Below are 11,228 nucleotides of genomic sequence, written 5' to 3'. Positions count from 1 at the left end.
AAAACACATATTTGCCAAATAGGAAGGAGTGAAGTAAATGGGACGTTGGATTTTAATAGGCATTCTTACACTGGGAATAGCCGGTGTAGGTTTCTGGGGATATCAGGAGCATCAGGAGAAAAATGCGGTTTTAATACAAGCCGAAAATAATTATCAAAGGGCATTTCATGAGCTTTCTTATCACATGGATCTAATGCATGATAAGATTGGCACAGCGCTGGCAATGAACTCAAGGGAACAACTCTCACCGCAAATGGTTGAAATTTGGAGACTGACATCAGAGGCGACGTCCAATGTCGGACAGCTCCCGCTGACTTTAATGCCGTTTAACAAAACAGAAGAATTTCTTTCAAAAATAGGTGAATTTACCTATCGGACAGCTGTCAGAGATTTACAGGAAAAACCGTTGAACGATAAGGAAATAAAGACGCTAAATAATTTATATGAACAATCCGGCGAGCTGAAAGATGAATTAAGGAACGTACAGCATACCGTGTTGGATGAAAATCTCCGATGGATGGATGTGCAATTAGCCTTAGCCACCCAGGATGAACAATCGGATAATACAATTGTCGATGGATTTAAGACAGTTGAAAAGAAAGTCGAGGGATTTGCCGAGAGTAATGTGGACTCCGCGTTAACAGGCACATCATCAGAGGAACATGAATATCAGAACTTGACTGGTCAAAAAATTAATAAAGAAGCAGCAGCAAAACGAGGTCAGGAATTATTGAATGTCGAAAATGCTGGTAACCTGACTGTGACAGAAAGCGGCAAGGGAGCCGATGTACCGATATACAGCATTTCATATCAAAATGGCGACAAAAATGGTTACCTGGATATAACCAAACAAGGGGGGCATCCGCTCACACTGTTGATTAACCGGGATGTCCAGGAACAAAAAATCAGTCTGAATGAAGGACTGGAAAAGGCAAAAAGCTATTTAAAACAATATAATTTTGAAGATATGGACGTTTTTACCAGTAATCAGTTTGACAATACCGGTGTCTATTCCTTTCTTTACAATCAGGATGGTGTACGGATTTACTCGGATGCAATCGAGCTGAAAGTGGGATTGGATAACGGTGAGCTGCTCGGCATAACGGCGAGAAATTACTTTATGAACCATAAGGAGCGGGATATTCCTGAACCGGAGCTTACCATTGAAGAAGCAAAAGAAAAAGTCAATCCGGACGTAAAAATTAACGAAGAATACATGGCCGTTATTGATAATGATGTTGGCGACGAAGTGCTGGTCTATGAATTTCTCGGGGTTCTCGATAACGAGACATACCGGATATTCATCAATGCCATGGATGGAACTGAAGAAAAAGTGGAAAAACTGGATGGAACTGAAATTAATTATGCATCCGCTTCACAGGGAAGGACTTAAGTCTTTCCCTTTGTTTATGTTTTGCCATAATTGGTATAAAGACGCATTCGGAGGGGTTTTAGGAAAATAGGCCCGGAGCTTACCATGGCGATATACAACCTGAAAGAAGCGCAGTAAAGTTACCGAAAAAATGTACATTATGTTAACGATTTATCAATTGATGACGAAACATATAAGACACTATATTTTGTAGCACCCACTCACATCAAAATACCCATATAGGTTCGGATCAAGCTTTCCGTGTGTTCATTTCAAAAAAGGGTAATGCAAGATAAAAAATGAATTTATCATAAGGAGGACAGGGAGGGGTGGAAAATCAGTAGAACTTTTATTATGATGTATGTTATGATTCTAAATATAAGTTTACATAGCTTAATTTGATAATGATTTTTACTGGCATGTTTAAATGTGCCACCCATCTTATAATTAACGAAGGAATGAAAGATCGTCATGAATACAAATGGAATAGCTATCGCAATCGACGGCCCTGCGGCAGCAGGTAAAAGTACTGTTTCCAAAATCGTCGCACAGGAACTTTCATTTATATACATTGATACTGGGGCAATGTATCGAGCCTTGACTTTTAAGGCACTGCGTGAAGGGGTTTCTTTGGAAGATGAAAACAAACTATCCGGCCTTTTGGCTGAGACGAGCATAGCGCTTGTGCAGGGGGACACTCAGCAGCATGTCCTGGTTGATGGTGAGGATGTGACTAATGACATTCGTTCTGCGAAGGTGACCAATCATGTCTCCTACACATCCAAGCATGCCAGTGTGCGTAAAGAAATGGTCAAAAGGCAGCAGGAACTCGCCAAAAAGCGGGGGGTAGTCATGGATGGCCGCGACATCGGAACTCAGGTTCTCCCCGATGCAGAGGTGAAGATTTTTTTACAAGCCTCTGTAGAAGAACGGGCAAGACGCCGATATGATGAAAATGTCGAAAAAGGATTCGCCCCGGACTTTGAGCAGTTGAAACAGGAGATTGAGCAAAGGGACCGGATTGATTCAATGCGTGATGTTGCGCCATTAATAAAGGCTGACGATGCCATTGAATTGGATACCACCAATTTATCAATCAAGGAAGTTGCAGAAGCCATTCTGAGTGAGGCGGAAAAGGCAATGCGGGACCCGAGGGAATACGGATGAGTCTTTATAAAGTAGCCAAAGTGGTTGTATCAGTCTTATTCTTTCCACTGTTCCGCATCCGGGTCATCGGAAAGGAAAATGTTCCAAAAAGCGGTCCTGTCATCATTTGTTCCAATCATATTTCCAATCTCGATCCACCTGTCGTTGGAATCACCTCACCCCGTGATATTTATTTTATGGCAAAAGGTGAATTGTTTGAAAAAATGTTTTTGCGAAAACTCCTGTCAGGCATCCATGCGTTCCCGGTGAAAAGAGGTATGAGTGACCGGAATGCACTTCGAAAAGGATTGGCAATTCTGAAAAATGGCAATACACTGGGGCTGTTCCCTGAAGGAACTCGCAGCAAAACGGGCCAGCTTGGAAAACCGCTGGCCGGAGCTGGTTTTTTTGCATTAAGATCCAACGCAGCAATCATTCCGTGTGCGATTATCGGTCCATATAAACCAGGCAAAAAACTGACTGTCATTTATGGCGAGGCGATGAATATGGAAGCTTACCGTGACACAAAAGCATCAGCGAAAGATGCCGCGGAGGCCATTATGATCGAAATCGAAAATTTGATTGAAAATTATCATTCCCAGGATACTTCGCTTGACAAATAATTATAAATATTAGAAGTTATAAAAAAGGGTATTTTGATTTTCTGTTGTTATGTATTTTAAGGAGGGCTAATGGTATGACTGAATCCAGTAATGGAATGACGCAATTGAACATAGGAGATATTGTAACAGGAACAGCAATAAAAGTGGAAGATAAACAAGTTCTTGTTGATATTGGCTATAAAACGGAAGGCATTGTGCCAATCGGTGAATTATCAAGTCTCCATATTGAAAAGGCTGGTGATGCCGTTGAAGAGGGAGACTCACTGACCTTATATGTAAAAAAATTGGATGATGATGAAGTCATTTTGTCCAAAAAAGCAGTGGATGCTGAACGTGCATGGAAAGATCTCGAGGAAAAATATCAGAACGGTGACGTCTTTGAGACCGAGATAAAAGAAGTCGTAAAAGGCGGTCTTGTAGCTGATGTCGGTGTTCGCGGGTTCATGCCGGCTTCACTGGTGGAAACCTATTACGTTGAGGACTTTTCCGATTATATAAACAAACCGCTTACCGTTAAAATTGTTGATCTGGACCGTGAACAAAATCGCATCATCCTGTCCCATAAAGACGTTGTTCTGGATGAGATGAATGCGAAAAAACAGGAAGTGCTGCAATCATTGGAAGAAGGACAAGTACTTGAAGGTACTGTCCAGCGTCTGACCAATTTTGGCGTTTTTGTTAACCTTGGCGGTATTGATGGACTTGTCCACATTTCACAGCTTGCCCATGAACATGTCGAAAAACCTTCGGATGTTGTTTCTGAAGGGGACAAGATTAAAGTAGAAGTATTGGCCATTGACAGGGATAATGAGCGGATTTCACTTTCACGCAAGAAAACACTTCCCGGCCCATGGGCAAACATTGAAGACCGTGTAGCGCGTGGAGAAGTGCTTGTAGGTAAAGTGAAACGCCTTGTCAATTTTGGTGCGTTTGTTGAAGTTTTCCCGGGAGTTGAAGGTTTAGTCCATATCTCACAAATTGCCAACCGGCATATTGGAACACCTCAGGAAGTTCTTGAAGTCGGTCAGCAAATCGAAGTGAAAGTTTTGGATGTCAATGAACAAGAAGAACGCATCTCCTTGAGCATAAAGGAACTTGAACAGGATAAGGAAGCCTCAGAAGTGAAACAATACGAAAAAGATGACGACCAGTCAGGATTCCAGCTCGGTGATTTTGTCGGTGATGAACTCAATAAATACAAATAATGTTAACATTGCGAGCTCTTTCCATTCCGAAAGAGCTCTTTTTGTTTAGAATTCTCACGAGGCAGCCATAATGGTAGTGGCGGGTGGTGAAGTTATGAGCAACGGACTTCTTTTTTATTGGTTTTCCTGGATCTTATGGATTTTAGTTACTTTTTTTATGCGGAAAAACAAATACAGATTAGTTCTGGCTTGCTGGCTATTGCTATTGATTCTATGTTCCGGCTTTCAATTATCCCTAGATGGCTTTAAACTGTCTTTAAGTTATCCGCTGATTCTAATTGGAGCTCTTATTTTACATACCAAAATTCCCAGAATATACTTTCATGTTTTTGTATCACTCACAATTATGATTGGATATACTGGCGTTCTTATTTGGGAGAATCAGCTCCCGCTGGAACATTTTTTCCCGCCAATGCTGATCATTTCATGTTTCCTTTACATTTTAATGGCTGCCATGACAACGGGGTTCTGGAGTAGATTGGCGTGTGGTCTGCTCGGAATGGCAGGCGGCGAATTGCTTTACAGTATTATCATCGCTGATTTTTCAATACCAAACGTCATTGGTGATAAACGATTTTTGGATTTAATGCTTGTGCTGATGGTTGTTGCCGTCTGTCACGACTCTGCCTTAAGGTTGAAGTTAAAATTAGCCAAAAAATTCCGAACTTCAGCTGCAAAATCAAAACCATTTTTCAGAAAGCAGGCCCAATAATAATTGTGGTTAACGAGTTCTTTTGCTAGAATTAATAAAAGTGTGTACTAAAGAGGTTGGTCAAAAAGATAAAGAGAGATGCGGAAAGGATGTTCCTTTCATGAGAAAATCAGTTGTAGCAATTGTGGGCAGACCAAATGTAGGAAAATCAACCATTTTCAACCGGCTTGTTGGCGAGCGGATTTCGATTGTGGAAGACACGCCAGGGGTGACACGTGACCGGATCTATGCAGAAGCTGAATGGCTGACAACCACATTCAATGTCATTGACACAGGCGGCATTGAAATGAGTGATGAACCATTGCTTGTTCAAATGCGCGAGCAGGCAGAAATAGCCATCAGAGAAGCGGATGTGATCATCTTTTTACTGAATGGCCGCGAAGGTATAACAGCCGCTGATGAAGAGGTGGCAAAAATTTTATATAAATCCAATAAACCGGTGGTCATTGCTGTGAACAAAATCGATAACCCGGAAATGCGCGATGAAATTTATGAATATTATGCATTGGGATTTGGTGAGCCGTTTCCCATTTCCGGGGTCCACGGTCTTGGGCTTGGCGATTTGTTGGATGAAGTTGTCGGTTATTTTCCGGAAATGAACGATGAAGAACCGGATGAAGATACGATCTATTTCAGTTTGATTGGCAGACCGAATGTCGGCAAGTCTTCATTGGTCAATGCTCTATTAAATGAAGAACGTGTCATTGTGAGCGAACAGGAAGGGACGACACGAGATGCGGTGGATACGTACCTGCACAAAGATGACCAGGACTTTGTGATTATCGACACGGCTGGTATGCGCAAGCGCGGTAAAGTATATGAAGCAGCTGAAAAATACAGCGTACTGCGGGCATTAAAAGCGATTGAACGTTCAGATGTTGTTTTGGTTTTAATCGATGCTGAAACAGGCATAAGAGAACAGGATAAAAAAATTGCTGGTTATGCACACGAAGCTGGGCGCAGTATCATTATTGTCGTCAACAAATGGGATACAGTGGAGACGAACGAAAAAACGATGAAAGAATTTGAACAAAAAATCCGAATACAATTTCAGTACTTGGATTACGCGCCAATTGTTTTCCTTTCCGCCAAAACCAGGAAAAGATTACATACGTTAATTCCTGCCATTAAAACAGCAAGTGAAAATCATACGAAACGCGTACCGACAAACGTACTGAATGATGTCATCTTGGACGCACTGGCCATGAACCCGACGCCGACAGTTAAAGGAAAACGGCTGAAAGTGTTATATGCAACGCAAGTTGCTGTGAAACCGCCAAGTTTTGTCATATTTGTTAACGATCCCGATTTAATGCATTTTTCATATCGACGATTTTTGGAAAACCGAATCAGAGATGCATTTGGATTTGTGGGAACACCGATAAAGATATTTGCGAGAAAGCGACAGTAAGGAGGAACAACATTGTCTAAAGTAGCAGTATTAGGTGCTGGGAGCTGGGGAACGGCATTAAGTATGGTGCTGGCCGATAACGGACACGATGTCAGGTTGTGGACACATCGCAGAGAACAGGCTGAAACGATCAACAAAACACATAAAAATGAAAAATATCTGGATACAGATATCCCTGAGCAGATTATGGCATTTAATACACTGGATAAAGCAATTGAAGATGTTTCTGCCATTATTATCGTTGTACCAACAAAGGCAATCCGTGAAGTTTGTTCAGAATTGGACAAAACACTGAAAAACCCTCCAACCATTATTCACGCAACGAAAGGGATTGAACCGGAGTCACTGAAACGGGTATCCCAAATGATTGGTGAGGAAATGGGCGATTATGATGATAAGGACGTTGTCGTGCTTTCGGGACCAAGTCATGCAGAAGAGGTCGGCAAACGGCAGCCGACGACGGTGACAGTTTCATCGGAAAACAGCCGGAATGCAGCATTTGCCCAGGATCTGTTCATTAATGAATCATTCCGTGTTTACACAAGTAATGATATGGTTGGCATTGAATTGGGCGGTGCCTTAAAAAATATTATTGCACTAGGAGCAGGCATTTCCGACGGGTTAGGTTACGGTGACAATGCAAAAGCAGCCCTGATTACCAGAGGACTGGCTGAAATAACCCGACTGGGAGCCTCGCTCGGCGCCAGCCCATTAACATTTCTGGGCTTGACAGGTGTCGGTGATCTGATTGTCACATGTACAAGCCCCCATAGCCGGAATTGGCGTGCAGGCAACCTGTTGGGCAAAGGACAAAAACTGGATCAGGTCCTGCAACAAATGGGGATGGTTGTAGAAGGGGTCCGAACTACTAAAGCAGCTTACCAGTTTGCCCGGGAACAGCAGATTGAGATGCCGATTACGGAAGGACTGTATCAGATTCTTTTTGATGATAAAAAACCCAAAGTGGTTGTCGAGCAGTTAATGAACCGGAATAAACGGGATGAAATGGAAGATATTGCTTCATTCCTGCGTGCAAATTACGCGGAATGACACTTAATCGCCGCTTTGCATATACTATGTTGAAATGAATATGCAAGGAGGCGAGCATGTGAGTAACTTCCAAGACAATCTGTTTGATAAAGTTCAGCAGAATTCAGATATCAGCCCAAATGAAGTTTATAAAGTGGCAAATTCTGTAAAAAATGCCGATTTTTCGGATGAAAAGACAGTCAGAGCTCTTGTACAGCGATTGGCAAAAATGGCAAACAAACCAATATCCAAAGCCAAAGAAGACAAGATTGTTGAATCAATAACCAAAAATAACATGCCGATGGATATGCAGACATTGAATAAAATGTTTAAAAAATAGGGCTAACTGGGCAAATGAGGATACACTGGTCAGTATGCTCGCATAAAATAAATCGCACAAGCATTCATGGATAGAGTTGCTGTGGGTATTATTTAGTCAAACCGGGATGAAGTCAGCCCCCTTCATCCCGGACTTTTTTTCGTGCTCGTCCACTTTTCATATGTTATAATACGATTTGCATGTTGAAACAGGAGTGAATGAAATGTCAGAAAGTATGCTGAATATGTGGATCTCATTCGTGGGAATGGGTTTGCTGCTCTTGGCAATGGGACTCATATTGCTGAGCAGGTATAAATTAAAAGGTATATTCTCAGGAATTGTGTCACTAATGGCGTATTTATCATTGCTATTTGGTACAATCATTATTTTATATATCGTGTTTACGGGTCCCACAGCATAGGAGGGTCAAGGTCATGAACAATACATATATCCGGCTTTTCTCGCCAATACTGATCATATTTCTCTTGACCGGCTGTCTTTATCCGGAAAGTGAATTATCAAAAAACAAAGAGCCAAACAATTCCCAGTTGGAAAAAGTACAATCAGCAGTTGACCAATACCACGAACAGACAGATGGGTTATTACCGATTAAAACAAAGGACAGCGATACACCTATTTTTCAAAAATATTTGATTGACTTCCAAGCGTTAAAAGAACAAAACATTATGACTGAAATCCCTGGAACTGCCTATGAAAATGGCGGCATTTATCAATATACTATTATGACGCCGGAAGATGATCCACGCGTAAAACTGATCGATTTACGGATTTCCGATGCTATCAGGGAAGTAGCTGTGAAACTTAATGTCTATCGCAACGAACATATTTATCCCCCATTCGGCAAAGAAATTGCTGAAGGTATTTTTCAAATTGATCATGAAAAGCTGGGACTTGATTCCCAGCCGTATGTTGTAAGTCCGTATTCGCAGGAAAACCTTCCAATCGTAATGGATACGGAAGGCAATCTTTATGTTGATTACCGGATTGATTTAAACAGAGCGCTTGACGAATATGAACATGATTTTGCAGAAGGGGATGACATACGCTATCTGTTAGCTGAAAATACACCATTCGTGCCGGCCTATTCGCTTCCTTATACGATTCGGGACGGGGAACCTGTTTTCCAATTATCATCCAGTTAAAATAATTAATCATAATAAATCCCTTGCGACATATATTGTGTTGCAAGGGATTTATAGCTTTGAATATTATTTTATATCCTTTTTGCCTCTTTTAGGAATAATTGAGTCATAATTTGATAGGACAACATCATAGACTTGTAATGTCAATCATTCGCATGTTGTTTTTGATTTTTGAAAAGGAGATCGGGAGGGGATCGTTTGGAGAGAGTTGATATTTTCAATGATATTTCGAAACGGACGAATGGAGATATTTATCTGGGTATTGTAGGCGCTGTCCGGACAGGAAAATCAACGTTTATTAAACATTTTATGGAACTGGGGATTCTGCCGAATATTGGGGATGAGAGCGAACGCGGCAGAGCACAGGATGAATTACCGCAAAGTGCTGCAGGTAAGACCATCATGACAACAGAGCCTAAATTCATTCCTAATCAGGCTGTATCAGTACACGTTGATGAAGGACTTGACGTCAACGTCCGTCTGGTGGATTGTGTTGGATATGCCGTTGAAAGCGCCAAAGGGTTTGAGGATGAAAATGGTCCAAGGATGATTAACACGCCTTGGTATGAAGATCCGATACCGTTTCATGATGCAGCTGAAATCGGGACACGAAAAGTTATCCAGGAACATTCCACAATCGGTGTTATCGTAACAACCGATGGAACGTTTGGAGAGATCGCACGGACTGATTATGAGGAACCAGAGGAAAAAATTGTCGAAGAAATGAAAGAAGTTGGCAAACCTTTTATTATGGTTATCAATTCTGCAAGGCCAACCAGCCATGAAACTGAATTATTGCGCCAGGAACTCATGGAAAAATATGATATTCCTGTGCTGGCAATGAATGTGGAAACAATGACTGAACATGATGTTTATAATGTCATGCGTGAAGCGTTATATGAATTTCCGGTTCTGGAAGTTAATGTTAACCTGCCGAGCTGGGTAATGGTTCTGAATGAGGACCATTGGCTGCAGCGAAATTATCAGGATGCCATTCAGTCTACTGTAAAAAATATTAGACGTCTCCGCGATGTCGACCATATCGTGGGTGATTTTGCTGATTATGACTATATTGACAGAGCAAATATTGCCGGTATGGAAATGGGGGATGGCATAGCCGAAATTGATTTGCATGCCCCGGATTATTTATATGATGAAGTGTTGAAAGAGATTGTCGGGGAAGAGATCCGCGGGAAAGATCATTTGCTGGAGCTGATGCAGGATTTTGCCCATGCCAAGCGCGAGTATGATCAGGTGGCTGGTGCTCTGCAGATGGTTAAACAGACCGGTTATGGCATAGCCGCGCCGACATTGGAAGATATGAAGTTGGACGAACCGGAAATCATTCGCCAGGGGTCCAGATTCGGTGTCAGACTGAAAGCTATTGCACCTTCCATCCACATGGTACAAGTGGAAGTTGAATCCGAGTTTGCTCCAATTATCGGAACCGAGAAACAAAGCGAGGAATTAGTCCGGTATCTGATGCAAGATTTCGAGGAGGATCCACTATCGATCTGGGAATCAGATATTTTCGGCAGGTCGCTGAGTTCGATTGTCAGGGAAGGTATTCAAGCAAAGATTTCATTAATGCCGGAAAATGCAAGGTATAAATTAAAGGATACACTGGAGCGGATCATTAACGAAGGTTCCGGAGGGTTAATAGCCATTATTTTATAGCAGCTATCAATAGTTGCTATTTTTTTGCGTTAAAATAAAACTTTTTTCTTTTATAGGCAGGAGTTTAGGTATTGATATCGTATATTATAAACAAAGGCCGCCATAAAACAGTTCATCCAGCACTTAACTGGCAGGCTGACAATAAACACGATGATCTCGAAAATACATTTTCGCTTCGTGTAATGTATCGCTGCGAAATATTCCTTGTTCTGTCACATTATCGACATCAGCACGTGTGCATCGTAAATGCCCGATTTGCTCGGACATTTACGATGCAGCTCATATTGGTGCTGCAACAGGAACCCGAAGTTTCAGCTTTTGTTCTTTTCCATCAGTGGGGGATTAAAAACCCCACTGATAGAAGGGTCGCTTTATTTTCGAATTATTTTGTAATCACCACCTAAATATTGGAAAATGTAGCCAAAAGTGAAATAAAACCCGATAAATTAGGCATTTATTGTTGAATTTTGTACCAATCTCGGTTAACATAAGCCATGTCATCAATGATTTTGATGGCATTAAGTATAAAATAGGACAAATCGGGAACAAATGGTGATATGTTTACAGTTTG

At 41.5% G+C, this 11,228-nt stretch carries 11 protein-coding genes; all 11 read left to right on the top strand.

Annotated features, from left to right (window positions below):
- Positions 1 to 37 precede the first annotated feature (37 nt).
- The 11 genes from ypeB (at position 38) to spoIVA (ending at position 10,657) form a co-directional block, all read left to right on the top strand.
- Entirely contained in the window at positions 38 to 1,393 is a 1,356-nt protein-coding gene (gene ypeB / locus VK080_RS04550; RefSeq protein WP_324223582.1) for a germination protein YpeB, read from the top strand.
- A 450-nt stretch (positions 1,394 to 1,843) separates the two neighbouring features.
- Positions 1,844 to 2,539, top strand: coding sequence for a (d)CMP kinase (gene cmk, locus VK080_RS04545; RefSeq protein WP_324223581.1), 696 nt, complete (start codon positions 1,844 to 1,846; stop codon positions 2,537 to 2,539).
- On the top strand, positions 2,536 to 3,141 hold the full coding sequence (locus VK080_RS04540; RefSeq protein WP_324223580.1) for a lysophospholipid acyltransferase family protein: 606 nt from the start codon (positions 2,536 to 2,538) through the stop codon (positions 3,139 to 3,141). Before cmk ends, VK080_RS04540 begins: the two co-directional genes overlap by 4 nt.
- 74 nt (positions 3,142 to 3,215) lie before the next feature.
- Positions 3,216 to 4,346 carry a 30S ribosomal protein S1 gene (rpsA, locus tag VK080_RS04535; RefSeq protein ID WP_324223579.1) on the top strand — a complete coding sequence of 377 codons (1,131 nt, stop codon included), beginning with the start codon at positions 3,216 to 3,218 and terminating at the stop codon, positions 4,344 to 4,346.
- Between the two features lie 94 nt (positions 4,347 to 4,440).
- The gene (locus VK080_RS04530) at positions 4,441 to 5,058 is read left to right on the top strand and encodes a YphA family membrane protein (RefSeq protein ID WP_324223578.1); all 618 of its coding nucleotides are present in this window, start codon (positions 4,441 to 4,443) and stop codon (positions 5,056 to 5,058) included.
- A 100-nt stretch (positions 5,059 to 5,158) separates the two neighbouring features.
- Positions 5,159 to 6,469 carry a ribosome biogenesis GTPase Der gene (der, locus tag VK080_RS04525; RefSeq protein ID WP_324223577.1) on the top strand — a complete coding sequence of 437 codons (1,311 nt, stop codon included), beginning with the start codon at positions 5,159 to 5,161 and terminating at the stop codon, positions 6,467 to 6,469.
- 12 nt (positions 6,470 to 6,481) lie between these two features.
- Positions 6,482 to 7,519, top strand: coding sequence for an NAD(P)H-dependent glycerol-3-phosphate dehydrogenase (locus VK080_RS04520; protein WP_324223576.1), 1,038 nt, complete (start codon positions 6,482 to 6,484; stop codon positions 7,517 to 7,519).
- A gap of 58 nt (positions 7,520 to 7,577) precedes the next feature.
- A complete protein-coding gene (locus VK080_RS04515) occupies positions 7,578 to 7,838 on the top strand; it encodes a stage VI sporulation protein F (RefSeq protein WP_324223575.1) in 261 nt (86 codons plus the stop codon).
- A 202-nt stretch (positions 7,839 to 8,040) separates the two neighbouring features.
- Complete coding sequence (locus tag VK080_RS04510) at positions 8,041 to 8,238, top strand: DUF2768 domain-containing protein (protein WP_324223574.1); 198 nt, start codon at positions 8,041 to 8,043, stop codon at positions 8,236 to 8,238.
- A gap of 13 nt (positions 8,239 to 8,251) precedes the next feature.
- On the top strand, positions 8,252 to 8,980 hold the full coding sequence (locus tag VK080_RS04505) for a hypothetical protein (RefSeq protein WP_324223573.1): 729 nt from the start codon (positions 8,252 to 8,254) through the stop codon (positions 8,978 to 8,980).
- Positions 8,981 to 9,178: 198 nt separating this feature from the next.
- On the top strand, positions 9,179 to 10,657 hold the full coding sequence (spoIVA, locus tag VK080_RS04500; protein WP_324223572.1) for a stage IV sporulation protein A: 1,479 nt from the start codon (positions 9,179 to 9,181) through the stop codon (positions 10,655 to 10,657).
- Positions 10,658 to 11,228: the final 571 nt, after the last annotated feature.

Origin of the sequence: Lentibacillus sp. (assembly GCF_035301925.1) — a bacterium.
In the GTDB taxonomy this organism is placed as follows: Bacteria; Bacillota; Bacilli; order Bacillales; family Amphibacillaceae; genus Lentibacillus.
The sequence above is the reverse complement of the archived record's forward strand: the minus strand, read 5'-3'. Positions and strand labels throughout refer to the sequence as shown.